General features: G+C 76.0%; 20 protein-coding genes. 12 read left to right on the top strand and 8 right to left on the bottom strand.

Going from position 1 to position 24,686, the window contains the following annotated elements:
• Positions 1–198 precede the first annotated feature (198 nt).
• Complete coding sequence (locus ABEA77_RS06790) at positions 199–2,622, top strand: right-handed parallel beta-helix repeat-containing protein (RefSeq protein ID WP_345642577.1); 2,424 nt, start codon at positions 199–201, stop codon at positions 2,620–2,622.
• Here the strand turns inward: ABEA77_RS06790 and ABEA77_RS06785 are convergent.
• Positions 2,592–5,081 carry a hypothetical protein gene (locus tag ABEA77_RS06785; protein WP_425588214.1) on the bottom strand — a complete coding sequence of 830 codons (2,490 nt, stop codon included), beginning with the start codon at positions 5,079–5,081 and terminating at the stop codon, positions 2,592–2,594. The genes ABEA77_RS06790 and ABEA77_RS06785 overlap by 31 nt on opposite strands.
• 296 nt (positions 5,082–5,377) lie before the next feature.
• Here ABEA77_RS06785 and ABEA77_RS06780 point away from each other — a divergent pair, with 296 nt between their 5' ends.
• The 4 genes from ABEA77_RS06780 to ABEA77_RS06765 all read left to right on the top strand — a co-directional run bounded on the left by ABEA77_RS06780 (position 5,378) and on the right by ABEA77_RS06765 (position 9,245).
• Positions 5,378–6,217 carry a DeoR/GlpR family DNA-binding transcription regulator gene (locus ABEA77_RS06780; protein WP_345642574.1) on the top strand — a complete coding sequence of 280 codons (840 nt, stop codon included), beginning with the start codon at positions 5,378–5,380 and terminating at the stop codon, positions 6,215–6,217.
• Complete coding sequence (locus tag ABEA77_RS06775) at positions 6,214–6,657, top strand: SRPBCC family protein (protein WP_345642572.1); 444 nt, start codon at positions 6,214–6,216, stop codon at positions 6,655–6,657. Before ABEA77_RS06780 ends, ABEA77_RS06775 begins: the two co-directional genes overlap by 4 nt.
• Before the next feature lie 101 nt (positions 6,658–6,758).
• Positions 6,759–8,711, top strand: a complete 1,953-nt coding sequence (locus tag ABEA77_RS06770) for a hypothetical protein (protein ID WP_345642569.1) — start codon at positions 6,759–6,761, stop codon at positions 8,709–8,711.
• A gap of 81 nt (positions 8,712–8,792) precedes the next feature.
• Positions 8,793–9,245 carry an SRPBCC family protein gene (locus ABEA77_RS06765; RefSeq protein WP_345642568.1) on the top strand — a complete coding sequence of 151 codons (453 nt, stop codon included), beginning with the start codon at positions 8,793–8,795 and terminating at the stop codon, positions 9,243–9,245.
• Between the two features lie 30 nt (positions 9,246–9,275).
• Here the strand turns inward: ABEA77_RS06765 and ABEA77_RS06760 are convergent, their stop codons facing one another.
• Positions 9,276–10,394 carry a PLP-dependent cysteine synthase family protein gene (locus ABEA77_RS06760; protein ID WP_345642643.1) on the bottom strand — a complete coding sequence of 373 codons (1,119 nt, stop codon included), beginning with the start codon at positions 10,392–10,394 and terminating at the stop codon, positions 9,276–9,278.
• 371 nt (positions 10,395–10,765) lie between these two features.
• Between ABEA77_RS06760 and ABEA77_RS06755 the strand changes: the two genes are divergently transcribed.
• Complete coding sequence (locus ABEA77_RS06755; protein ID WP_345642566.1) at positions 10,766–11,290, top strand: ATP-binding protein; 525 nt, start codon at positions 10,766–10,768, stop codon at positions 11,288–11,290.
• 524 nt (positions 11,291–11,814) lie between these two features.
• Here the strand turns inward: ABEA77_RS06755 and ABEA77_RS06750 are convergent.
• Complete coding sequence (locus tag ABEA77_RS06750) at positions 11,815–13,029, bottom strand: ROK family protein (RefSeq protein WP_345642563.1); 1,215 nt, start codon at positions 13,027–13,029, stop codon at positions 11,815–11,817.
• A gap of 74 nt (positions 13,030–13,103) precedes the next feature.
• Between ABEA77_RS06750 and ABEA77_RS06745 the strand changes: the two genes are divergently transcribed.
• Positions 13,104–14,402 (top strand): MFS transporter, encoded by a 1,299-nt coding sequence (locus ABEA77_RS06745; protein ID WP_425588213.1) that lies wholly within the window; start codon positions 13,104–13,106, stop codon positions 14,400–14,402.
• Between the two features lie 585 nt (positions 14,403–14,987).
• On the opposite strand, the gene ABEA77_RS06740 is transcribed toward ABEA77_RS06745, so the two are convergent.
• Positions 14,988–16,313: a geranylgeranyl reductase family protein gene (locus ABEA77_RS06740; protein WP_345642560.1), complete on the bottom strand. Its 1,326-nt coding sequence runs from the start codon at positions 16,311–16,313 to the stop codon at positions 14,988–14,990.
• A gap of 159 nt (positions 16,314–16,472) precedes the next feature.
• On the opposite strand from ABEA77_RS06740, the gene ABEA77_RS06735 reads away from it, so the two are divergent.
• Complete coding sequence (locus ABEA77_RS06735) at positions 16,473–17,855, top strand: dipeptidase (RefSeq protein ID WP_425588212.1); 1,383 nt, start codon at positions 16,473–16,475, stop codon at positions 17,853–17,855.
• Positions 17,856–18,247: 392 nt separating this feature from the next.
• Here the strand turns inward: ABEA77_RS06735 and ABEA77_RS06730 are convergent, their stop codons facing one another.
• Positions 18,248–18,667 (bottom strand): TetR/AcrR family transcriptional regulator, encoded by a 420-nt coding sequence (locus ABEA77_RS06730; RefSeq protein WP_345642558.1) that lies wholly within the window; start codon positions 18,665–18,667, stop codon positions 18,248–18,250.
• Positions 18,668–18,804: 137 nt separating this feature from the next.
• On the opposite strand from ABEA77_RS06730, the gene ABEA77_RS06725 reads away from it, so the two are divergent.
• Entirely contained in the window at positions 18,805–19,281 is a 477-nt protein-coding gene (locus tag ABEA77_RS06725) for an SDR family NAD(P)-dependent oxidoreductase (protein ID WP_345642556.1), read from the top strand.
• On the opposite strand, the gene ABEA77_RS06720 is transcribed toward ABEA77_RS06725, so the two are convergent.
• Entirely contained in the window at positions 19,250–20,284 is a 1,035-nt protein-coding gene (locus ABEA77_RS06720) for an NUDIX domain-containing protein (protein ID WP_345642554.1), read from the bottom strand. The two genes, ABEA77_RS06725 and ABEA77_RS06720, sit on opposite strands and share 32 nt — an antisense overlap.
• Before the next feature lie 159 nt (positions 20,285–20,443).
• On the opposite strand from ABEA77_RS06720, the gene ABEA77_RS06715 reads away from it, so the two are divergent.
• Positions 20,444–20,647: a hypothetical protein gene (locus tag ABEA77_RS06715; protein ID WP_345642638.1), complete on the top strand. Its 204-nt coding sequence runs from the start codon at positions 20,444–20,446 to the stop codon at positions 20,645–20,647.
• Positions 20,644–21,024, top strand: a complete 381-nt coding sequence (locus ABEA77_RS06710) for a hypothetical protein (RefSeq protein ID WP_345642551.1) — start codon at positions 20,644–20,646, stop codon at positions 21,022–21,024. Before ABEA77_RS06715 ends, ABEA77_RS06710 begins: the two co-directional genes overlap by 4 nt.
• Before the next feature lie 33 nt (positions 21,025–21,057).
• Here the strand turns inward: ABEA77_RS06710 and ABEA77_RS06705 are convergent, their stop codons facing one another.
• Positions 21,058–22,017: an ROK family protein gene (locus tag ABEA77_RS06705; RefSeq protein ID WP_345642548.1), complete on the bottom strand. Its 960-nt coding sequence runs from the start codon at positions 22,015–22,017 to the stop codon at positions 21,058–21,060.
• Between the two features lie 223 nt (positions 22,018–22,240).
• Between ABEA77_RS06705 and ABEA77_RS06700 the strand changes: the two genes are divergently transcribed.
• Entirely contained in the window at positions 22,241–23,227 is a 987-nt protein-coding gene (locus tag ABEA77_RS06700) for a LacI family DNA-binding transcriptional regulator (protein WP_425588215.1), read from the top strand.
• Between the two features lie 24 nt (positions 23,228–23,251).
• Here ABEA77_RS06700 and ABEA77_RS06695 read toward each other — a convergent pair whose 3' ends face one another.
• Positions 23,252–24,550: a DUF6986 family protein gene (locus ABEA77_RS06695; RefSeq protein WP_345642542.1), complete on the bottom strand. Its 1,299-nt coding sequence runs from the start codon at positions 24,548–24,550 to the stop codon at positions 23,252–23,254.
• Between the last annotated feature and the right edge of the window lie 136 nt (positions 24,551–24,686).

Below are 24,686 nucleotides of genomic sequence, written 5' to 3'. Positions count from 1 at the left end.
CGCCTGGCCGGGATCCGCCCGGGGGCGTGTCCCGCGCGCCGCGGGGCCGCGGGCGCTCCGTGCGCCCCGCCGGGTGCGGCGGGGCGCACGGCCAGGACGTCAACTCACCTGCCCCGCGCGCGCTACGGTGGTGCGCGACCCGGTCCTCTTCGTGGCCGGGAGCACCGCAGTCGCACGAGGTGGGGGCAGCACAGCGCCATGGCACAGGGCACGGTCCAGGTGACACACTCGGGTACTTCGCGGTGGCGGCGCCGCACGGGTGAGTACGCCTCTCTCGCCGCGGCCCTCGACGCGGCGGCCGACGGTGACGTCCTGACGGTCGCTCCGGGCACCTATCGCGAGAACCTCGTCGTCGGCCGGGCCGTCACGCTGCGCGGCCCCGAGGGCGCGGCGGGCTCCGTGCGGATCGCCCCGTACGACGGCGTGCCGCTGACGGTGCGGGCCTCGGCCACGGTGCAGGACATCCACGTCGAGGGCCAGGACTCCGCGGCGCCCGCGCTGCTGGTGGAGGACGGCACGCCGGAACTGCTCGGCCTGCGGGTCGTCACCCGGTCGGCCACCGGGATAGAGGTGCGCGGCGCGGCCAGGCCCACCGTGCGGCGCACCACCGTCGACAACCCGGCGGGCGTGGGGCTCGCGGTGCTCGACGGCGCGGGCGGGGTCTACGAGGAGTGCGAGGTCCTGGCGGCCGGCCAGGCGGGCATCGCGGTCAGCGGCGGCGCGCATCCGCGCCTGGAGCGCTGCCGGGTGCACCACGCGTCGGGCGCCGGGATCAGCGTCACCGGAGACACCACGGGCCTTGAGGCGGTGGGCTGCGAGGTGTACGAGGTCAAGGGCGCGGGCGTGCAGGTCTCCTCACGGGGCGCGGCCCACTTCACCGACTCCACCGTCCACCGTACGACGTCGGACGGCGTCACGCTCGACACGGACGCCGTGCTGACGCTCTCCGACTGCGACATCCACGACGTGCCGGAGAACGCGGTCGACCTCAGGTCGCGGTCCGTCCTCACGCTGACCCGCTCGACGGTGCGCCGCTTCGGCCGCAACGGCCTGTCCGTGTGGGACCCGGGCACCCGGGTCGACGCCAACCAGTGCGAGATACACGAGTCCACGGGCGACTACCCGGCGGTCTGGGTGAGCGACGGCGCGACGGCCGTGCTCGACTCGTGCCGGGTGCACGACGTGCCCGACGCGCTGTTCGTCCTCGACCGCGGTTCGCGGGTGGACGTCGTCGACAGCGACCTGTCGCAGGTGCGCAACACGGCGGTCTCGGTGAGCGACGGCGCGACCGTGCAGCTCGACGACTGCCGCATCAGCCACGCCTCGACGGGCGCCTGGTTCCGCGACCACGGCAGCGGCGGCACGCTCGCGTCCTGCACGGTGGACTCGGTGCAGACGGGCGTGATCGTCACGAAGGGCGCCGATCCGACGATCGAGCGCTGCGTCATCACCTCGCCGTCCGAGGCGGGGTTCTACGTGTCGGCGGAGGGCCGCGGCACGTTCCGGGGCTGCCGGGTGACCGGCAGCGGAGGGTACGGCTTCCACGTCATGGACGGGTGCCGTACGACGCTCGGCCGCTGCCGTACCGAGCGGTGCGCGCGCGGCGGGTACGAGTTCACGGACGAAGGGCCGGTCGTGGAGGACTGCACGAGCGACGAGAGCGGCGTGGTCCCCGCGGGCGCCGAGCCGCGCGGCGGCGCCACGGCCGGCCTGCTGGGGACGGTGCCCGCGCAGGTCCCCGCGGTGGCCGCCCCGCCCGCCACCGCGCCCGCCGCCCCGTCCGCGGCTCCCGGGCAGCCGGACGAGCCGGCGCGGCCCTCGCAGGACGTGCTGGCGGAGCTCGACGCCCTGGTGGGCCTCGACAGCGTGAAGCGCGAGGTGCGGGCGCTCATCGACATGATCGAGGTCGGCAGACGGCGCAGGGAGGCGGGGCTCAAGGCCGCCTCCGTCCGCCGCCACCTGGTCTTCACCGGCTCCCCCGGCACGGGCAAGACGACGGTGGCACGGCTCTACGGCGAGATCCTGGCGTCGCTCGGCGTGCTGGAGCGCGGCCACCTGGTGGAGGTCTCCCGCGTCGACCTGGTCGGCGAGCACATCGGCTCGACGGCGATCCGCACGCAGGAGGCGTTCGAGCGGGCCAGGGGCGGCGTGCTGTTCATCGACGAGGCGTACGCGCTCTCGCCGGAGGACTCGGGCCGCGACTTCGGCAAGGAGGCCATCGACACGCTGGTGAAGCTGATGGAGGACCACCGGGACGCGGTGGTGGTGATCGTCGCCGGGTACACCGCGGAGATGGAGCGCTTCCTCTCCGTCAACCCCGGTGTGGCATCGCGCTTCTCCCGCACCATCACCTTCGGCGACTACGCGCCCGAGCAGCTGCTGCGGATCGTGGAGCAGCAGGCGGACGAGCACGAGTACCGGCTCGGCGACGGCGCGTCCGAGGCGCTGCTGAAGTACTTCTCGGTACTGCCGAAGGGCCCGGCCTTCGGCAACGGCCGTACGGCGCGCCAGACGTTCGAGTCCATGGTGGAGCGGCACGCGGGCCGGGTCGCCCAGCTGGCCGAGGCCAGCACGGACGACCTCACGCTCCTCTACGCGGACGACCTGCCCGAGCTGCCCTGAGAGCGGCCCGCTCCCCCCTCGTGCGCCGGCTCACCGCTCTCCCGCGTGTCCGCGCGCCGCTGCTGGCCTGGCAGGCCCGGCAGCAGGGAGGTGAACAGCGCGGCGCGCTCCACGGCGAACGCGGGGTCGCTCTGGTAGCCGCCGTGTCCGCTGACGGCCTCGGGCAGCGGGTGCGCGGCGCTCCTGCCGTAGGCGAGCGGGTCCTTGAGCGGTCCCCTGTCGACCTCGGGCAGTGCACCGCCGTCCGTGGCGCCGACCGGTCCGCCGATCGGGTCGGTGTCCCGGAACAGATTGCGCCAGAGGCGCATCTCCCGGTGCAGCGCGGTGAGTTGGGGACCGCCGAAGTAGGCGGGGAACCACCGGCCGTAGAGCCGCTTCAGCGGGGAGCCGTAGGTGAGGAGCGCGGTCCTGCCGCGCGCCTCGGCGTCCAGCTGCCAGACGGCGGCGGCGGCGAGCACCGTGCCCTGGGAGTGCGCGGAGAGCACGAGCCTGCCACCGGTCTGCCGGGTCCAGGTGCGGATGCGCCAGGTCAGGTCGGGCACGGCGCGCTCGGCGTAGCAGGGCGGCGCGAAGGGGTGGGCGGCGCGCGGCCAGAAGGTGCCGACGTCCCACAGGATGCCGATGGTCTGGCGGATGCCGGGGCGGCTGTAGGCGAGCCTGCCGAGGGTGACGAAGGCGAGGAAGCCGAAGCCGACGAGCCAGGAGCCGACGCCCTGCGCGGTGTCCGCGACGGCCTCGGTGAACGGCCCCGCGCCGTCGGCCGCGCGCCCGGGCACCTCTCCTGAGATCCAGGAGAGCGCGACGGCGGCGGCGCCGAGCAGCAGGGCCGCGCCCGCGAGCACGCCGACCAGGCGGGGCGCCCGGTCGGTGAGGCGTACCACGGCGCGGCGGTCCGCGATCTGCCGGGTGCGCACGGCGTCGGCCGGCGGCCCGTCGGGCGCGCGGCCGACGCCGTAGTCGGCCTCGACGCGGGCGCGCTCCGCGCGGGCCGCGCGCACGGTGCGTACGGCGAGGAAGGCGACGGGCACGAGGAGCAGCACGAGCAGGGCGGGGATCACGGACGCCTGCCAGCTCAGCAGGGTCGGCGGGGCGGGCGCCGCCGCGCCGCCCATGCCGGGGGTGGCGCCGCCGTCGAGCCAGTCGGCGACGCGCTGGGCGACGCCGCCCGTCATCACGCCCGCAGTGCCGCAGGCGAGCACGGCGACCGCGGGTCCGCCGAGGCCACGCAGCGCGGTGCCCGTCCTGCGGGTGGTGCGGTACAGGACGAGCGCGGTGACAGCGAGCGCGACGGCCAGCACGGCCTGGGCGAGCGCGACGGCGCGGAAGGCCGGATCGCCCGTGAGGGTGCCCGAGGAGCGCCAGCCGGGCCGCGACCAGCCGGCGTAGAGGAGGCTCGCAGCGAGCAGCGCGAGGCTCGCCGCCGGCAGCGCCGTGGTGAGCGCGCCGTCCGCCCGCGGGTCGCGGACGGACTCGCTGCGTCCGCTGCGGCACACCACGAGGACCGCGGCGAGGGCGCAGGCGGCGAGGGCGGCCTGGAGGAGCCGGCCGAGGAGCGCGGGGGTGCCGCCCGCTGCGGTGTCGTGGCGTACCGCGGCGTCGGCGACGGCCGCGCCGACGGTGAGGAAGCCTGCCGCCGTGTGCGCGGCGCGCAGCCGCGCGACGACCCGGCGCCCGTACCAGAAGCCGGGCCGCGCGAGGGCGGGCAGGTCGGCGGCGTGCTCCGACGCCTCGTCAGGCCCGGTGCCCCGCGCGGTCCCGGCACGGTCCTCCTCCGCGCCGTCGGGGGTGCGCTGGTTCTCGTACATGGCCCAGGTGCGGCGGGAGAGGTACCACAGCAGGGTGACGAGCGCGGTGGGCACGGCGGCGGCGAGCGCGAGCCTTCGGCCCGGCTGGGACCACCAGCCGTGGTGTGCCGGTGAGAGGAACGCGAGCCACGACCTGTGGGCGGCGCAGGCGGCGGAGCCCGCGCACTGCCAGGCCGTCAGGTCGAGCGCCACCTCGCAGGCGGAGGCCGCGAACAGCACGGTGAGGCTGAGGGCGACGAGCCGGACCAGGGCGCCGTACAGGCGCCGTGCGCGCGGCAGTCCGCTGGTGTCGGGGCGCATCCAGTGGGCGAGGTTGGCCACCATGAACGGCAGCAGGAGCAGCCACAGCGCGCGGGTGGCGCCGCCCGAGGTGAGACCGGACCAGCAGTACGCCTCCTGGGCGGGCTCGCGCCGTCCGCCGGGCGGCGCGGCGCGCGACTCGGCGTCGGTGTCGGCGACGCGGCGGTAGAGCGCGGCGGTCTCGTCACCGCTGACCCGCACGGTGCGGGCGCTGTCCAGCATCTCCTGGGGGGTGTGCCCGCCCACGCCGTGGACGAGGAGTTCGAGCGCGGCCTCCGGGTCGCGCGCGGGGCGGGTCGCGGGCAGCGGGGGCGGGACGGAGGCGTCGGACGGCGGGGGCGGGGGTGGGGTCACGGTGGCTGCTCGCTCTCGACGGCGTGGAAGGGGCGGCCGGGTGGCCTGGCCGGCCGGGTGGCCTGGCCGGCCGCGCGGCGGTGCGGGTCGCCAGCCGGCGCGGCGCGCCCAGCATCGCGCAGCCGCGTCCCGGAGCGGCCCGAGTCCACGGAAAATCCCCCGCCCGCGCGCAATGCTTCCCGGCTCCCGCCGTTCCACACCGCCCGGCACGTGCGAGGATGTGGGGAACCGGTGCCGCCCGGGGCCACGGGGCCGGGCGGGGCAACGCAGCGGAAGCGGAAGGACGGGGTCGGGCGGTGGGCGACAGCCGGAACCTGCTCGCCGAACAGCGGCGCGCGCTGATTCTGGACGAGGTACGCAGGCGTGGCGGGGTCCGGGTCAACGAACTCACGCGCACCCTTCGCGTCTCGGACATGACGGTCCGGCGCGATCTCGACATCCTCGCGCGGCAGGGCGTGGTCGCGAAGGTGCACGGCGGTGCGGTGCCGGTCGCCGACGCGAGCTCCCACGAACCGGGGTTCGAGGCCAAGTCCGCGCTCGAACTGTCCGCGAAGGAGGACATCGCCCGCGCCGCCGCCGAGTTCGTGGTCGCGGGCAGCGCGATCGCCCTGTCGGGCGGCACCACGACGTACGCGCTCGCGCAGCATCTGGTGGACGTCCCCGACCTGACGGTGGTGACCAACTCGGTGCGGGTCGCCGACGTGTTCCATGCGGCCCGTGCCGCCGCGGCGCCGCTGGGCGGCACCCGGGCGGGCGCCGCGACGGTGGTGCTGACGGGCGGTGTGCGGACGCCGTCCGACTCGCTGGTGGGTCCCGTGGCCGACCAGGCGATCCGCTCGCTCCACTTCGACGTGCTGTTCCTCGGGGTGCACGGCATCTCGGTGGAGGCGGGCCTGTCGACGCCCAACCTCGCGGAGGCGGAGACCAACCGGCACTTCGTCCAGGCCGCCAGACGGGTGGTGGTGGTCGCGGACCACACCAAGTGGGGCACGGTGGGCCTGAGTTCGTTCGCGACGCTGGACCAGGTCGACACGCTGGTGACGGACGCGGGGCTCTCCGGGCCGGCGCGGGACGAGATCGGGGAGCGGCTCGGCCTGGTGGTGGCGGGGGCGGCGGGCGAGGGGCCCGAGGGGTGACGGCCTTCCGCGTGGTGCGCACGGTGCCGCTCGCCGTCGACGAGGCATGGCGGCGGATGACCGACTGGCCCGCGCACGCCCGCCGGGTGCCGCTGACGTCGATGGCGGTGCGCACCCCCGGCCCGACCGGGGTGGGCACGGTGGTCTCGGCCCGCACGGCCCTCGGGCCCGCCGGGTTCGACGACCCGATGGAAGTCGTGGTGTGGGAGCCGCCGGCGGACGGCCGCGCGGGCCGCTGCCGCCTGGAGAAGCGCGGCCGGGTCGTCCGCGGCTGGGCGGAGATCCGGGTCGGCGCGGTGGACGGCGGCGCGCGGGTGGCCTGGACCGAGGACCTGCGGGTCGCGGGGCTGCCCCGGCTGTTCGACGGGGTGACGGCGGACGCGGGCCGGCTGATGTTCGGCCGGGAGGTCGACCACCTCCTGCGGGTACGGCCGAACTGACGTCTCGTTCCCGCCCGGTGCGACCTTCGCACGAATCCTTCGTTGCACCTTCCGAGTGGCAGCGAAGGCGACAGCACGAGCGCGTGCGGAAGGCGGGCCCCATGCCGGCACGGCACAGCGAACCGGCTCTCCCGGGCGCCCCTCCCCGCCGTGAGGAGGCCGAGGCGGTCCTCGTGGAGCACTATCCGCGGCTGGTACGCCTCGCCTATCTGACCCTGCCGCCCGCGCTGGGCCGCCACCGCAGGGTGCTCGCCGCGCACCGGGTTGTGCAGCGGGCGCTGCCCCGCGGCCCCGGCGGGCGCGAGGCCGGCAGGGACGAGGCGTACGCCTGGGTGCGGGGGCGGGTGCTCGCCGCCGCGCTGGCGGCGGAGCGGGGCACACGGCTGCGTGCGCGGGCCTGCGGGCTGCCGTTCGTGGCGGGCCTGCGGCTGTTCCCGCGCGCCGGAGGAACGGACGAACTGGGGCTCGACCGCGCACTGTCGGCGGTCGACGCGGCGGCGCGCGCCGCACTCGCCCTGCGGGTGCTTGAGGGCCTGCCGCCCGCCGCGGTGCCCGAGCTGCTCGCCGCCGCGGGCACCCCCGCGCCCCACGATGCGGTGCGGACGGCCGAGCGGCTCGCGGCCGAGCAGCAGGGCAGGGCGGAAACCCTGCTCGGCAGCGGGGAGTTCGACCCGTGCACGGTGCAGACCCGGCCCACGGACCTGCTGCGGCGCGGCGGGGGCCGGCGGCTCGCGGGGGCCGCGGTGGCCTGCGCGGCCGCGGGGGTCGTGCTCGCCGCGGTGCTGCCCGCGCGCGGCACGCATCCGCCCGCGCCTGCGGCGGGGCCCGCGGGCAGTGCGGAGAGCGGCGCGGCGCTCGACCCGCGGCAGGTGGTCCGGGCTCCCCGCGACGCCTGGGCGCACGCGTCGCGGATGGACTTCACGGTGTGGCCGGCGCGCGGCGCCCGCGACCACGACACGGCGCTCGTCGGCCGTGCGCTCGCGGCCTGGGGCGGGGCGGGCGGCGGCCCGACCGGGCGGGTCGCGGTGACGGCGACTCCCGGCACCGCGGCCACGCCGCCGGACCGCTCCCCGCAGCTGCTGTACGCGGGGGACGCGGACCGGGCTGCGGTCGTACTGCTGTACGACGGCGCCCGGGTCGCGCGGTACGCGGAGCCGATGTCGGGCGGCGGCGGCGCGGCGCTCGACGTGTCACGGGCGGACGACGGCGACGTGACGACGGCGGCGGCGCTCGTGGTGAGCCGCGCGGCGGGCTCGGCGCGCTATCTGCTGGCGCCCTGGGTGGCCGAGGCCACCGGCAGGGACCTGCTGCGGCCCGACTCCCCCGCGCGGACCGTGCGGGTCGGCGGGGACGGGGTCACGGACCCGGTGCGGGGCCCGGCGCCCGGCGGCCCCTGTGGCCTCTGGCCGGTGCTGCAACTGCGGTCGTCGCAGCGGATCGCGGAGCGGCACGCGTTCCTCCTCTCCGACCTGGGCGACCTCTCGCCCGTCCACCTGACCTACACGCCGCCGCCCGCCGCGGGCGTATCCGCGCGCTCGCCGCGCGAGGCCACCTCGGGCCCCGCGCTCGTCAGCTGGGCGCGTACCGCGTGCGCCCTGACCGAGTTGCGGGGCGCGGGCGTGAAGGCGGTCAACAACTGGGCCTTCGCACAGCAGGACATGCCGGAGCACCGCGGCCGGGCCACCTGGGTGTGCTCGCGCGCCGACACGTGGAGCGGCCCCGGGCGGGTGATGGTGCAGGTGCAGCAGCCCTCCTCCTCGGACACGGCGCCTGGGACGTTCGCGGGGAAGGCGCGGAACACCGCCGCGTGCGGCAGGTTCGGCCAGAACGTGGTGGCGGGGCTGCGGTGGCGCTCGCCCGCGGGCCACTGGTATCTGCTGGCTGCGGGGAGCCGCGCGGTCTCCTCGATCAGCACGTCCGGCGGGGTGCGGGCGCGGGCCGGGTCACGGACCCTCGCGGTGCGCGCCCCCGCGACCGGCTCCGTGCGGCTCTCCGCCCGGCTTTCCACCGGTGGGACGCTTCAAGGGGTCGCTCCGGTGGAACCCGTCCCGTGAGGGCGCCGTGCGCCCGCCGGGCGCGCGGCGGGTCCGCCCCGACAGTGGGATGTGAGGTCGATGGTCCGGCGCATACGGCCCGTGGGACTGGAATTCGTGGAGTCGGCGCGCGTGCGCCTGGTGTTCGGCGCCGAGCTCGGGGTACCGCCGGAGGCGGTCTACCGGGAACTGGCGGACCGCACGGAGGACTGGCCGGAGTGGTTCGCGGGGGTGGCGGCGGTGGCCAGGACCCCGGACGGCAGGCAGGTGCGGCTGGCCGGTGGCGGCCAGACCTGGGAGTCGGTGCTCGCCGCCCGGCCCCCCGCCCGGTACGCGTACCGCACGGACCGCACCGACATCCCCGGCGCCTCGGCGCTGGTCGAGGAGTGGCGGCTGTGGGCGGCGGACGGTGGGACGCGGGTGCGCTGGACGGTGGCGACGGACGGCCCGGCGGTGTACCGGGCGCTGGTGCGGCTGGCGCGCCCGGCCCTGGCCCGTACGTTCCTCATCTCGATGCGGGCCCTGGAGCGGCGGCTGCGGCTGCCGCGGCCCTGACGCGGGATTCCCGGCCCCGGCCGCCGCGCGTCAGGCGTCCGGTTCCCGCGGCCAGCTGCCGTGCCGGAGGAAGTGGTCGAGCGTCGCCGTGTACGGGGCGATGTCGAGGCCCTGTTCCGCGAGCCAGCTGTCGGAGTAGTACTTGTCGAGGTAGCGGTCGCCCGCGTCGCAGATGAGGGTGACGACGCTGCCCTGCTCGCCGCGCGCGATCATCTCGGCGACGATCCGCAGCGCGCTCCACAGACCGGTGCCGGTGGAGCCGCCCGCCCTGCGGCCCACGACCCGTTCGAGCACGCGGACGGCCGCGACGGAGGCGGCGTCGGGCACCTTCATCATCCGGTCGACCGCGCCGGTGATGAAGCTCGGCTCCATCCGGGGCCTGCCGATGCCCTCGATGCGGGAGCCGCGCTCGCCTGCCGCGCCGGGGTCGCCGCGCGTCCAGCCGTCGAAGAAGCAGGAGTTCTCGGGGTCGGGCACGCACACCCGGGTGTCGTACTGCATGTAGTGGGCATAGCGGGCGATCGTCGCGGAGGTGCCGCCCGTGCCGGCGGTCGCGACGATCCACGCGGGCTCCGGATGGCGCTCAAGGCGGAGTTGCTCGTAGATCGACTCGGCGATGTTGTTGTTGCCGCGCCAGTCGGTGGCACGCTCCGCGTAGGTGAACTGGTCCATGTAGTGGCCGCCGCGGGCCGCGGCGAGCCGTGCGGCCTCCTCGTACATGGTGCGCGGGTCGTCGACGAAGTGGCAGCCGGCGCCGTGGAATTCGATGAGCCGGCACTTCTCCGCGCTGGTCGTACGGGGCATGACGGCGATGAAGGGCACCCCGATCAGCTTGGCGAAGTACGCCTCGGACACGGCGGTTGAGCCGCTCGACGCCTCGATCACGGGGCGCCCTGGGCGGATCCAGCCGTTGCACAGCCCGTAGAGGAAGAGGGAGCGTGCGAGGCGGTGCTTGAGGCTGCCGGTGGGGTGGGTCGACTCGTCCTTGAGGTACAGGTCGATGCCCCACTCGGAAGGCAGCGGGAAGCGCAGCAGATGGGTGTCGGCCGAGCGGTTGGCGTCGGCCTTCACCCGCCGCACCGCCTCCTTGAGCCAGGTGCGGTACGCGGCGTCGCTGCGGTCCACGTCGAGGGTGTCGGCGGCGCCCATGGTGGAGCTGCCGGGGGCGCCGGTGACCGGTGCGGCCTCGGCGGGGTGCGGGGGCGCGGGGTCGCCGGCGGGGGCGTCGCCCGGGTGCGGTGCGGGTGGGGTGCGGTGCTCGGCCATGGTGCCAAGTCAACCGCAGCACTCCGCCAAACGCTCACTTTGGGTAGCCATAAGGCGCCCGGGGGGCAGCTCACCGTGAGCGCGCGAGTTGCGGTCCGCGCACCGCTGGGCGAGGCTGGTCGCATCTCACTCAGGGTGAAACGGCGGTGACGCTGCGGACCAGCCCCGCCGGGCAGGAACGGCGGCCGGATCGCGAGCCGGCGGCCGTGCGACAACCACGCTTCTTCCGGACCTCAATTCGGGGAGTCGCAGCCGTGATCAGCCAGCCAAGCAGGCACTGCACGGTGGAGCTCCATGCCCTGCCGTCGCGGATCGGACAGGTCCGCAGAATCATCTCGGCGCAGTTGCGCTACTGGCGCCTCGACCCTCTGATCGACCACGCGGCACTCGGCCTGACCGAGCTGCTGACCAACGTCCACCGGCACGCGCAGCCGGACAAGCGGTGCACCGTCGACGTCGAGCTGCTGCTCGACCGGCTCACGGTCTCCGTCAGCGACCACGACCCGCGGATGCCGAACCTGACGGACGCGGCCACCTACGACACCTGCGGCCGCGGTCTCGCGCTGATCGCGGCGGTCAGCCAGAGCTGGGGGGTGAGCCGGAGCGCGGGCGGCAAGAGCGTCTGGTTCACCCTGCCCGCGCCGCCCGGCGCCGCGGCGCCGCCGTCGCACCTGCCGGTGTACGGGGCGGCGACGGACGGCCCGTTCGACACCGCCGACCTCGAAGGAGTGGTGCTCGAATACGGGCACGCCACCGCGCGCTCGGCCATCATGGGCTGACCGGACGGGCGGGCACGGGCGCGCGGCGGGTGCCGCGCGGCCGTGCCCGCCCGTCGTCACGGGGTGCCGGGCTTCCCCGTCCCGCCGCCGAACTGCTCGTCCGGCGCGGAGAGCCCGCGCCGGTAACGGAGAGCCCGCGCCGGTACTCGTCCTGGTCGATCTCGCCGCCCGCGGCCCCTGGCCGACGACCGCGGTCGGGACCGCACGTCGCAGCCGTCGCGCGCCCTGCGGCACTCCGGGCCCCGGGCCCCCACGGCGCGCCCCGCGTGCAGGGCCCGCCGTACGAGGCTGAGGACGGCCGCGAGCAGGCGGTCAGGACCGGGGGCGCGAAGACGGTCCAGGGGCCGGGCCGCCGCCGTGCCGTGCCGGTGTGTGCGGTGTGTTCCCCCCCTGCCCGTGTGTTCGCCGTGTCCATCGGGGCAGGGGGGTACGTCGGCCTGCCGTCACCCGGTGGAAGCAGCCGGAACCGGTCACGGCGGGTGACCGGGCGCGGGTGCCGGGGCCGGGCGCGGGTCAGTCGCGGATCAGGCGCCGAGCGCGGCGAGCGGGTCGTCGAGCACCGGCTGCCAGGCCACCTCTCCGGCGCCCACCAGGCTGTTGTGGTCCAGCGTGCAGGCGAGCACGGGCACGCTGCTGCGGCCCCACAGGCTGCGGTCGGCGACGGCGGCCCTGAGCCGGTCCGGGTCGGCCGCGAGGAGTTCGCGGTGCAGGCCGCCGAGGATGATGCGGTCGGGGTTGAGGATGTTGACCAGTCCTGCGAGCCCGGCGCCGAGGCAGTCGATCAGCCGCTCGGTGGCCGTGCGCACGCCGGGCTCCCCCGGTTCCGCGCGCAGCAGCTCGCTGGCCTGCTGGAGCAGGTTGGTCTCGGGGCCCGGCTCGCGGCCCGCCGCGGTGAGGAAGGCGAGCGGGTCGGCCTCCACGTCGAGGCAGCCCCGGCCGCCGCAGTAGCAGGGGCGGCCCTCGGGGTTGACCATGAGGTGGCCGACTTCCAGGGCGAGCCCTGAACTCCCGGTGTGCAGGCGCCCGTTGAGTACGAGCGCCCCGCCGACGCCGCGGTGCCCCGTGGCGACGCAGAGCAGGTTGCCGGCGCCGCGGCCCGCGCCGTGCCGGTGCTCGGCGAGTGCGGCGAGGTTGACGTCGTTCCCGGTGAAGACCGGGCCCTCGACGCCGATCGCCCGCACCCGCTCGGTGAAGACCCGCCGGACGGGGGCGCCGGGGGGCCAGGCGAGGTGCAGCGGGCTGAGCGCGGTGCCCTCGGGCTCCGCGACCGCCGACGGCACGGCGAGGCCCGCGCCCACGCATCTGCGCCCGCTCTCCCGCAGCAGCGCCTCGCCCGCGGCGACGGCCTCCCCAAGCACCTGCTCGGGGTCGGCCTCGACCACGCCGCGGCCCGCGGCGGTGGCGACGATCCGGCCGCCGAGCCCGACGAGCGCGACCCGGTGGCCGTCCGCGTGCACCTGGGCGGCGAGCGCCACCGGGCCCGTCTCGTCCACGGACAGCCGGTGCGAGGGGCGGCCCTGCGAGCCGGCCCCCGCGCCGGGCCGCGAGTCCACCGTGATCAGTCCGAGGGCTTCGAGTTCCGCGGCGACCGCGCCCGCGGTGGCGCGGGTGACACCGAGTTCGGAGGTGAGGACGGCACGGGTGGGCGCACGGCCGGTGTGCACGAGTTCCAGCGCGGGGCCGAGCGCGCTCCTGCCGCGTTCGAGCCGCGTCCGGGTCGGGGTCGCCTTGCCGTTCATGGGGCGAGTCTCCCATGATCCGCCGGGGCGTCAGTTCCCTTGTCACCTTCCCCGGAGGTCCCTATGCTGATTTTGTGCCGGAAATAAACAAACCGGCGGCGCACGCCGCTCCACCCGCCCCGGGTGCCTCCGGGCCGGCCGCCCGCGCGGACGGGGCCGCCCGGCGCCACCTCGCCGTGCTGCGGGTGGCCGTGACCCTCTTCTTCGGCCTCGACGGCTTCGTCTTCGCGGGCTGGGTGGTGCGCATCCCCGCGGTGAAGGCGCAGACGAACGCCTCGGCGAGCGCACTCGGCCTGGCCCTGCTCGGGGTGTCGGCGGGCGCGGTGGTGACGATGGTGGTCACGGGCCGGCTGTGCCGGATCTTCGGCGCGCGGCCGGTGACGGTCGGCTGCGCGACTCTCCTCTCCCTCTCCGTCGCACTGCCCGCGCACACCCACTCAGCGCTCTCCCTCGGCCTGGTCCTGGTGGTCTTCGGCATCGGCTACGGCGGGCAGAACGTCGCGATGAACGCGGTGGCCGTGGACCTGGTCGCGGCGCTGCGGCGGCCCGTCATCTCCAGCTTCCACGCGGTCTACAGCCTCGGCGGCATGCTCGGCGCCGCGCTGGGCGGGCTCGTCGCGAGCCGCCTCTCCCCCGCCGTGCACCTCGGCGCGCTCGCCGCGGTCGGCCTGGTGACGACGGCGGTCGTCGCGCCGTTCCTGCTGCGCGGCCCGGAGCCCACCCCACCGGAGCCCGCGCGGCAGCCGGGATCCGGGACGCCCGGCGCCGCGCGCACGGGGTCAGGCCGGGGGCCGGGCACGGCGGCGCGGGCCGGGGCGGGCGGCGCCGTGGCACTGTTCGGCGTGATCGCCTGCTGCACGGCGTACGGGGAGGGGTCGATGGCCGACTGGAGCGCGCTGCACCTGTCGCAGGACCTGGGCGCAGCGCCCGGCGTCGCGGCGCTCGGCTACTCGGCCTTCGCGCTCGCCATGACGCTCGGCAGACTGTCGGGGACCGCGGTGCAGGAGCGTTTCGGGCAGACGGGCGTGCTCGTCGTCGGCGGCCTCACCGCGGCCGCCGGGATGCTGGTGGGCGCGCTCGCGCCCACCACCTGGCTGGTGTTCGCGGGGTTCGTGGTGATGGGGCTCGGGCTCGCCAACATCTTCCCCGTCGCCATCGGGCGGGCGGGCGCGCTCGCGGGCCCGAACGGTGTCGCCCTCGCCTCGACCTTCGGGTACGGCGGCATGCTGATCGGCCCTCCCGCCATCGGCTTCCTGGCGGACTGGCTTTCGATGCCCGTCGCCCTGACCACGGTCAGCCTCCTCGCGGCGCTCGCCGCGCTCCTCGGCCACGTGGCGCGCGGCGCGGGCGCGCGGGAGCCGTCGGGCACCTGAGCGGCTGGCGCGGGGGTGTCGAGCAGCGCGGACCCCGTCCCGGCCTGCACCTTGATCACGGGGACCGAGTGGGCGAGCACGTCGTGCGGCTGCTGAGCGACGCGCCGCCGTTCCTCGTCCCGCCCAGGCGCCTCGGCCGCGGCCCGGTTCCCGCGTTCGCGCCCACGGCTCGCGGCGCGCGCGCAGCAGCTCGTCGGCGGCGGGCAGCACGAGGATCCACGCGGCCACCGCGGTCTCGCCGAGCCGCCCGCGGAGCGGTCGGCGTGCGGCGGCCCGGCGCCCGGCGCCCGGCGCCCGGCGCACTCCTCCGTGCTCCCCGGGGGCACGCCCCCCGCAGACCACCGCCCGCACCGCGACCCGGCCGCCCCGCGCCGGGCAGCAGCCGGGCGCCCCCTCCCCGGTACCCACGGCGAGGGAGCTCAGGTATGTGCAGGGCCCGGCGGTGTGCGCGGTCGCCCGCCGGGCTGCGCCGGTCCCCCCGGCACGCACGGGCCGTGGGCGTACCACGGCGCCTCCGGGCGGCGCGGACCGTGCCCAGGGCGCCGGGCGGCGCGGGCGCGGCCGGCGGGGCGCCGGCGCGCGGGGTCACTCAGGCGAGCCGGCCCTGCGGTGTTCCGCCTCGTGGACGCCGATCACCCCGGCGTCGCCGTCGCCGGGCTCGGGCGGTACGACGGCGTCCGTGGTGCTCCCCGACTCCTGCCGCCGGTCGAGGAGGTTGAGGGCGCGGCGCGCGAGCGGATGGGTCCTGACGAGACCGGCCAGCGTGGTCGAGCCGCGCACGACGTCCGCGAAAGCGTTCCAGGCAGGCCGCAGTGAGGTGACCGCGCCGTGGATCACGGCGGGACGGCGCGCGAAGACGGACAGCATCCGCCGCCCGACCGCCATCTCGACACCGAGCCCCGCCTTGATGGCGAAGGCGTAGTTGAGCGCCTGCCGGCGCGCGTCGACCGCGTCGTGGGCCTCCGCGATCCGCACGGCCCACTCCCCCGCGAGGCGGCCGGAGCGCAGCGCGAAGGAGATGCCCTCCCGGGTCCACGGCTCCAGCAGCCCGGCGGCGTCGCCGCAGACCAGGACCCGGCCGCGGGAGAGCGGTGAGTCGTCGGTACGGCACCGGGTCAGGTGGCCGGAGGAGACCGCGGGCTCGAACCCGGCGAGCCCGAGCCTGGCCACGAAGTCCTCCAGATACCGCTTGGTGGCGGCGCCCTCGCCGCGCGCCGAGATCACACCGACCGTCAGCGTGTCGCCCTTGGGGAAGACCCAGCCGTAACTGCCGGGCAGCGGCCCCCAGTCGAGGTGGATGCGGCCCTTCCAGTCCTCCGCGACCGTGGGCGGCACCGGGATCTCGGACTCCAGCCCCAGGTCGACCTGGTCGAGCTTCACACCGACGTGCGCGCCTATCCGGCTCGCGCTGCCGTCAGCGCCGACCACCGCGTGGGCGAGTACGGTCTCGCCGTCCGCGAGGACCACCGCGACCGTGCGCCGGTCGGGCACGGCGGGGCCGTGCTGCTCGACACGGGAGACCGTGGCCCCCGTGCGCAGGACGGCGCCCGCCTTCTGGGCGTACTCGACGAGGCTCGCGTCGAACTCGGGCCGGTTGATGAGGCCGAACAGCATCCGCTTGGAGCGGCGGGTCCTGGTCAGCCTGCCGTTCAGCGAGAACGTCACCGCGCTGACCCGGTCCTTGAACGACAGTTCGAAGCCGGGAGGCAGGGCGTCGCGCGAAGGTCCGATGATTCCGCCGCCACAGGTCTTGTAGCGGGGAAGCTCCGCCTTCTCCAGGAGCAGCACCCGGCGGCCGGCGACCGCGGCGGCGTACGCCGCGGAGGCTCCGGCGGGTCCTGCGCCGACCACGACGACATCCCACACCGGCTCGTCGCTTCCCAGGCCGGCGTCTGCGTTATCGCTGCTCACGGTGTGCTTCTGCTCCCGACTCGGCGTGTTGCTCTGTTGTCGAACGGCATCCTACGGCGCGGGGTCTCCTGCCCCGCTGTGGGAGGATCATCCTGCCATCGGCCCATGTGAACGGACCGCAGCCACCAGTACAACGTGCCATCTCCCAGGAGCGTGCCCATGACCACGGTTCGGATGCCGGACCACGACCCCCTCGCACACACGGTCGCCTCCCTCATGCCGAGGGCGAAGACGGAACTGGCGGAACTGGTCGCGTTCGCCTCGGTCGCCGACCCCGCCCAGTACCCCAGGAGCGAGTGCGAGGCCGCGGCCGGCTGGATCGCGGACGCGCTGCGCGCCGAGGGCTTCGAGGACGTGGCGCTGCTCGACACGCCGGACGGCACCCAGTCGGTGTACGGCAGGCTCGCCGGGCCCGAGGGCGCGCCGACCGTGCTGCTGTACGCGCACTATGACGTGCAGCCGCCGCTGGACGAGGCGGCGTGGGTGTCGCCGCCGTTCGAGCTGACGGAGCGGGACGGGCGCTGGTACGGGCGCGGCGCGGCCGACTGCAAGGGCGGCGTGCTGATGCACCTGCTCGCACTCCGCGCGCTCAAGGCGGACGGCGGCGTGCCGGTGACGGTGAAGTTCATCGCGGAGGGCTCGGAGGAGCAGGGCACGAGCGGGCTCGAGGAGTACGCGGAGGCACACCCCGGTCTCCTCGCCGCCGACGCCGTCGTGATCGGCGACACCGGCAACTTCCGCGCCGGAGTGCCCACGGTCACCTCCACTCTGCGGGGCATGGCCATGCTGGCCGTCCGCGTCGACACGCTGGCGGGCAACCTGCACTCGGGCCAGTTCGGCGGTGCGGCGCCGGACGCGCTCGCCGCGCTCGTGCGGGTGCTCGACTCGCTGCGCGCCGAGGACGGCTCGACCACCGTCGACGGGCTCGCGGCGGACGCGGTCTGGCAGGGCGTCACGTACGAGGAGGACGACTTCAGGTCCGACGCGGGGGTGCTCGACGGCGTGGGGCTGATCGGCTCCGGCTCGGTCGGCGACCGGATCTGGGCGCGGCCCGCGATCACGGTCCTCGGCATCGACTGCCCGCCGGTGGTCGGCGCCACGCCGTCCGTCCAGGCCACCGCGCGCGCCCTGCTGAGCCTGCGGGTGCCGCCCGGCCAGGACGCCGTCGAGGCGAAGAAGCTGCTGGCGGCGCACATCGAGCGGCATGTGCCGTGGGGCGCGCGGGTCGAGATCGAGGACATGGGACAGGGCCAGGCGTTCCGCGCGGACACGTCGAGCGCCGCGTACGGCGCGATGGCCGAGGCGATGGCGGTGGCCTACCCGGGCGAGGAGATGCAGACGGCGGGCCAGGGAGGTTCGATCCCCCTGACCAACACCCTCGCGGGCCTGTACCCCGAGGCGGAGATCCTGCTCATCGGCCTGAGCGAGCCGGAGGCGCGCATCCACGCCGTCAACGAGAGCGTCGACCCCGAGGAGCTCCGCCGCCTCTCCGTCGCCGAGGCCCACTTCCTCCGCAACTACGCGGCCGCTCGCCACGCCTGACCCCCGGCTCCCCGCCCCGGCCGACGGCCGGCGCGGCCCGCGCCCACGCCCCCGGCCGCCGCCCGCCCCACGGCACCCGGCGGCGGACGGCCGGGCGGCCGCAGCAAGGCGCTCCTTCGAGTCCCCGACCGGTGATGCTGTCGGGGAAGCCGGTCAGGACCGGGCCCCGTACGGATGTCCGCACCAGGTGCTCCGCCCGTCCGGGCACTGGCTCAGGAGCAGCCGCTCACACCGACCGGCCAGGCCCGCGCGGCACTCTCCGCGACCTGGTCGAAGCGCCGGTCGGAAAGGGCGTGCCCCAGGCCTCCCTCGACGGCGAGGGTGGCCACACCGTGTGCGAGCGACCGGAGTTCAGCGGCCCGGCCGGTCACCGACGACCGTCTGTCCGTGAACTACGGCCCGAGCGCCGCTTCGAGTCGCTCCTGGATGCGGTTGGCCTGCCGCGTCAGGTCATCGTGCGCGGACTTGTCGAAGCCGCCAGCGAACATCACCTCGAAGCGGGCCGGGTCCTCCTGCGCGAACCGCAGGTACGCCACCGCGATCTGCGCCGTCCAGTCACCGAAGGCCGGGGCGCAGGGAAGCTCGGCGAACCTGCTCTCCAGATCGCGGAAGCCCGCCGGCGCCGCCGCGGCAAGCATGGCGTCCCTGTCGGCGAAGTGCCGGTACGGGGCGGAGATGGGCACGCCGACGCGCCGCGCGGCCTCGGACGCGCTGAAACCGCGCGCCCCGCGCTCGCGCGCGAGCTCCACGGTCGCCCGGAGCAGCGCCCGGCGGAGATCGCCATGGTGGTAGCCGCGCTTGTCTGCCGTCACAGAGCCGCCTCGCCCATGTAGCACTCCCTCACATCGCCATCCCACGACGACGTGAGAGGTTCATACATTCCGGCTCCGCCCCTGCGCCGCCCCGCCCGCGCGGTGATGCCTTCGCGCGTCACCGCACGGTGAGGGAGATGCCCGTGCAGTACGCAGGAACGACCGGGCTCGTCACCGGAGCAAGCTCCGGTCTCGGCGCCGAGTCCGCCCGGCGTCTCGCACGACGCGGCGCGGACGTCGTCCTGGTCGCGCGGCGCCCTGAGGCCCTCGACTCCCTCGCGGCCGACATCCGTGCGGCGACCGGGCGCACCGTGCGCACCGTGCCCTTCGGCCTCGCCACGGAGCGGAGCGGCTACCGGCTCGCCGACCGCGTCGCCGGGGCCGGGGACCGACGCGCGGTCGTACGGACCACGTCCCGGCTCTCCGGGCGACGGCGCCCGCCCCGTGCGGCGACGCGGGCGGACCGGGGCGGACCGGGGCGGGCCCGGAGGCCGGGGCCGGAGGCCGGGACCGGAGGCCGGGACCGGAGGCCGGGACCGGAGGCCGGGACCGGAGGCTGGGAAGTTGGCACGCGCCCCGCGCTCAGCCGACCGGTACCCCCGCCTCCAGGTTGAGCACCGCGCCCCGCTCCCGGGCCCGCAGCGCCCAGCGGAGGCGGGCGAAGCGGACGGGGGGCAGCAGGTCCGCCGCCTCAGCCTCCGTGACGAAGCGCCAGTCCCGCAGCTCCGAGCCCGGCAGCAGGATGCGCGCCGCGGCGGGCAGCAGGCCGCCGTCGAACAGCAGGCGCAGGCCGCCGTAGCGCGGCGGGTCAGGCGGCTCCCAGTCCACCACCAGCAGCCGCGGCACCTCGGCGAGTTCGACGCCGGTCTCCTCCGCGACCTCGCGGATGCCGGCCCGCGCCGGCGCCTCCCCGCGCTCCACGACGCCGCCGGGGAACTCCCAGCCCGGCTTGTACGTCGGGTCGACGAGCAGCACCCGCCCCGCCTCGTCGAACAGCAGCACGCCGGCCGCGAGGGTCTCCCCGGTCGGCTCCGGCGTCATCACGATGTCGCGCACGGGCGCCGCGCCGCTGTGCACGGCGTCCGCCAGCAGCGCGGCCACCTGGCGCGGGGCGAGACCTGTGGTGTCGAGGACGTGCGCGTCCTGCCGCAGCCAGCCGTCCAGGGCCGCGCGGTACGCCGCGAGGTGCGCGGAGCACCAGCCGTCGGTGCGCTCCGCGACGCCCGGTTCGCCGAGGCCGTCCCCGCGCTCCGCGAGCCGCTCCCGCAGGATCGTTTCGTCAGTTGTCAGGAGCACATGCCGAACGGGTATGCGACGCGCCGCGAGCGCGCCGAACATCTCGTCGCGGTGGTCCTGCGCCAGCAGGGTCGCCGGAACCACGAGGACACCGCCGACCTCGGCGAGGAGCGCGGCCGCCGTGTCCACCACCAGCCGCCGCCACATCGGGAGGTCCCGGTAGTCGTCGACCTCGGCGAGCCGCTGCTTGGGGAGCAGCCGTCCGACTTCCTCGCCGACCAGCCCGGGGTCGTACAGGGTGCTGTTCGGGATCAGGTCGACCAGCTCGCGCGCCACAGCGGTCTTGCCCGCTCCGAACGCGCCGTTGATCCATACGATCACGGATCGATCCCCCTTTTTCCTCAGCCCGTTGCCCGCTGTTCGAGGCCCAGCGGATTCCCCTCAACTACCTGCCACGGAAACCCTTGGCCCGAACCTCACGCACCAACGCGCACCGTAACGCTTCGGCCTGAAGCGTCGTTGGATACCGATGTGACAAGTGTGACAAGGGCGCGCACGGCCCCGAGAACGGTGCTCCAGAGGTTTCCCGCAGGCGGTCCGCGCGGCAGCAGACCCGCCGAGGAGTTCGCCCGCGCGCGGCGCGCCGAGGGCACACCCGCCGAGGTCGTGATGAACCTCGACCAGGACGTCTTCCTCGTCGTGGTGGGGCGGCACGCCGGTCGCGCCCCCGGAGCGGACGCGTGAGAGCCGCCCCGGCGGCCGGCGGGCCCGCCGCGCTCGTGCTCCTGCTCACCGGGACCGCGCTGTCGGCCGCCACCGCGCCCGCGGCAGCCGACAGCAGCGCGTGCACTCACGACTTCTCGGGCCCGCAGGTCTGCATCCGGCTCGAGGGCCGGGGCGCGACCAACTCCGTCACCGGTATCTGGACCAACCCGCCCGCCTCACTCGCGGCCCGTACGGTCTCCCTCTTCCTGGACGGCAGGCTCGTGTCGACCGCGACCGCCACCCGCTCGGGCCGCGCCCTCACCCATACCTGGCCGAGCAGCGACCTGGGCAGCGGTACGCGGGTCTGCGTCACCTTCCAGGGCAGCGCCAGGTCCGCCTGCCAGACCACGGGCTGACGCCCCGCGGGCGCCGTGCCGGGCGGGCCGCGGTCAGCCGACCACCGCGGCGTCGTCGTCCCTGCTGCTGCCGAGGCCGGTGGCCGCCGCGGCACCCACCAGGCCCGCGTCGGTGCCCGTCGTCGCCGGCACGACCTCGATGCCCTGGACGAACGAGAGCGTCGCGTAGTCGCGGAGCCTGCGGCGCAGCGGGCCGAACAGCACCTCGCCCGCCCTGCCCACTCCGCCGCCGATCACCACGATGTCGATCTCGACCAGCGTGGCGGTGGCGGCGATGCCCGCGGCGAGCGCCTGGGCCGCGCGCTCGAACGCGGCGGTCGCGACCGGGTCGCCCCCGGCCGCGGCGGCGGCCCCCGCCGCCGCGGTGGCGTCGCCGTCGGCACCGGGCCGCCACCCCGCGCCGGCCGCCCAGCGGGCGATGTTCGGGCCGCTCGCGATCCGCTCCACGCAGCCCCTGCTGCCGCACGGGCACAGGTCGCCGTCGAGGTCCACGCTGATGTGCCCGATGTGGCCCGCGTTGCCGGTGGGCCCCGGGTGCAGCGAGCCGCCGAGCACGAGTCCGCCGCCGACGCCGGTGGACACCACCATGCACAGCGCGTTGTCGTGGCCGCGCGCGGCGCCCTGCCAGTGCTCCGCGGCGGCGATCGCGACCCCGTCGCCCACCAGGGTCACCGGCAGGCCGCCTGTCACCGCGCGTACCCGCTCCACCAGCGGGAAGCCGCGCCACCCCGGGACGTTGACGGGGCTGACGGTGCCCGCGGTCGCGTCCACGGGTCCCGCGCTTCCGATACCGACCGCCACGGCCCCGCCCCAGAGCGGGTCGGCCGTGAGCTCGCCGAAGACCTCCTCGACCGCGCCCATGATCAGCTCGCCGTCCTCCGTGGCCGGGGTCGGGCGCTGCGCCCGCGCGAGGATGCCGCCCTTTCCGTCCACCAACGCGCCGGCGATCTTGGTGCCGCCGATGTCGAGAGCGGCGACGTAGTCGGTATGCATCGGTGTGTGGTCTCCAGGGTCGGTACCGTCCCGCTCTGCGCGGGGCGCGGAGGCGGACCTGCTGCTCAGGGGAACAGTCTCCCGTCACCTGACAACGTTGTCCAGGGCCTATGCTCGTCGCCACAGCCGTTCAAGGCAAACCGACCCGACGACAGGACTGCGCACTGTGGCCGAATCCTCCCGCCGCCTCCGTCCGGAACCGCGCTACGGCACCAGGCCCACCATGAAGGACGTGGCCGCGCGCGCCGGTGTGGGGCTCAAGACGGTGTCCCGCGTCGTCAACGGGGAGCCCGGGGTCACGCCCGACACCGAGCGGCGGGTGCAGGAGGCCATCGAGGCGCTGGGCTTCCGGCGCAACGACTCGGCGCGGGTGCTGCGCAAGGGCCGAACCGCGTCCATCGGGCTGGTGATCGAGGACCTGGCCGACCCCTTCTACGGGCCGCTGAACCGCGCGGTCGAGGAGGTCGCGCGGGCGCATGGCGCGCTGCTGATCAACGGTTCGAGCGCCGAGGACCCCGAGCGCGAGCAGGAGCTGGTGCTCGCGCTGTGCGCCCGCCGGGTGGACGGTCTGATCGTGGTGCCCGCGGGGCACGACCACCGCTACCTGGAGCCGGAGATCAAGGCGGGCGTCGCCACGGTGTTCGTGGACCGGCCCGCGGGCCGGATCGACGCGGACGCGGTGCTGTCCGACAGCTTCGGCGGGGCGCGCGCCGGCACGGCCCACCTGGTGGCGCACGGGCACCGCCGCGTCGGCTTCATCGGCGACCAGTCCGTGATCCACACCGCGGCGGAGCGGCTGCGCGGCTACCGGGCCGCGATGGCGGACGCCGGGCTCGTCATCGAGCCCGGCTGGATCTCGCTGGGCACCACCGACCCCGACCGGGTCAGGGAGGCGGTCGCGGCGATGCTCGACGCGCCCGACCCGGTCACGGCGATCTTCGCGGGCAACAACCGCGTCTCGGTGACGGTGGTACGCGTCCTCGCGGGCCGCGCCCGCCCGGTGGCCCTCGTCGGCTTCGACGACATCGAGCTCGCGGACCTGCTCGACCCCGGCGTGACGGTGGTCGCGCAGGACGCGGCCACGCTCGGCCGCACCGCGGCGGAACGGCTGTTCCAGCGGCTGGACGGCGCGGCCGACGCACCGGAGAGGGTGGTGCTGCCCACCCGGCTGATCACCCGCGGCTCCGGCGAGCTGCCCCCCGCGCACTGAGCGCCCGCAGGACCGCGGGGCCCCTCACGCCGAGGTGGTCAGGTCCGCGCGCCGGGGCGCGGCGTACACGGTGAGGGCGGCCCTGTCGAGCCCGGTGAGGGCGGTGACCTCGGCGATGTCGAGGGCGCCGCAGTCGATGCCCCTGAGCAGGTAGCCGCTGAGCGCCTTCGCGGTGGCGGGCTCGTCGAGGACGCCGCCGGTGGCGCGGGCCGCGTAGGTGGCAAGACGCTCGGCCGCGGCGGGCAGGCCCTCGCGGTAGAAGGCGTAGACCGCCGCGTAGCGGGTGGGCAGGTGGCCGGGGTGCATGTCCCATCCCTGGTAGTAGGCGCGGGCCAGGGCGCGCCTGGTCAGCCCGTAGTGCAGCCGCCAGGCCTCGTGGACCTGGGCGCGGGTGCCGACCGGCAGCACGTTGGTGGAGCCGTCGCAGACCCGCACGCCGGTGCCCGCCGCGGCCACCTGCATCACGGCCTTGGCGTGGTCGGCCGCCGGGTGGTCGCTGGACTGGTGGGCGGCGCTGACGCCGAGGCAGGCGCTGTAGTCGAAGGTGCCGTAGTGCAGGCCCGTGGCGCGACCGCCCGCGGCGTGGATCATGCGGGCGACGGCGGCGGTGCCGTCCGCGGCCAGGATGGACTGGCTGGTCTCGATCTGGATCTCGAAGCCGAGCCGGCCGGCGGGCAGGCCGTGGACCTCCTCGAAGGCACCGAGGACGCGCGCCATCGCCGCGACCTGCTCGGGGTAGGTGACCTTGGGCAGGGTGAGCACCAGCCCGTCCGGCAGGCCGCCGGCCGCGACGAGCCCGCTGAGGAAGATGTCGAGGGTGCGCAGGGCGCGGTCCCGCACGGGCGCCTCAAGGCACTTCATCCGGATGCCCGTCCAGGGCGCGGCCGTGCCGTCCGCGTACGCGGCGTGCACCAGGCGGGCGGCGCGCGCGGCGGCCTCGTCCTCCTCGGCGTCCCCGCGGTCGCCGTAGCCGTCCTCGAAGTCGATGCGCAGGTCCTCGACTGGTCCGCGGGCGAGCTTGGCGCGCACCCGGTCGTGCACGGGCTGCGCGAGGTCGTCCCCGAGGCCGAGCACCCGGGCGAACGCGCCCGCGTCCGGGGCGTGTTCGTCGAGCGCGGCGAGCGCTGCGGCGCCCCACTCCGCGAGGGTGTCCGCGGTGAGGGCGTCGGCGGGTACGTAGACGGTATGGACGGGCTGCCGGGTGCCGGGGTCGCCCGGGTAGCGGCGGGCCAGTTCGGCGTCGACGGGCGCGAGGGCGGCGCCGACCTGCGCGCGTACGGTCTCCGGAAGGCTGGTGACGACGTGCTCCGCCTGCTGTGCCATGGACCCACTCCCTGTGTCGAGCCGCCGCGCCCTCTTCAACATTCTGTTGAACAGCGCTCCGACCGTAACGGGCGGCACCTGGACCGTCAACGGTCCCCGGCCGCCCCGGGCACGCGAAGGGCCCGGGTGCACGCGG

It is taken from the genome of Streptomyces tremellae (genome assembly GCF_039540215.1).
GTDB classification, from domain to species: Bacteria; Actinomycetota; Actinomycetes; order Streptomycetales; family Streptomycetaceae; genus Streptomyces; species Streptomyces tremellae.
Note: the sequence above shows the minus strand (reverse complement) of the source record. Positions and strands in the feature narration are given on the sequence as shown.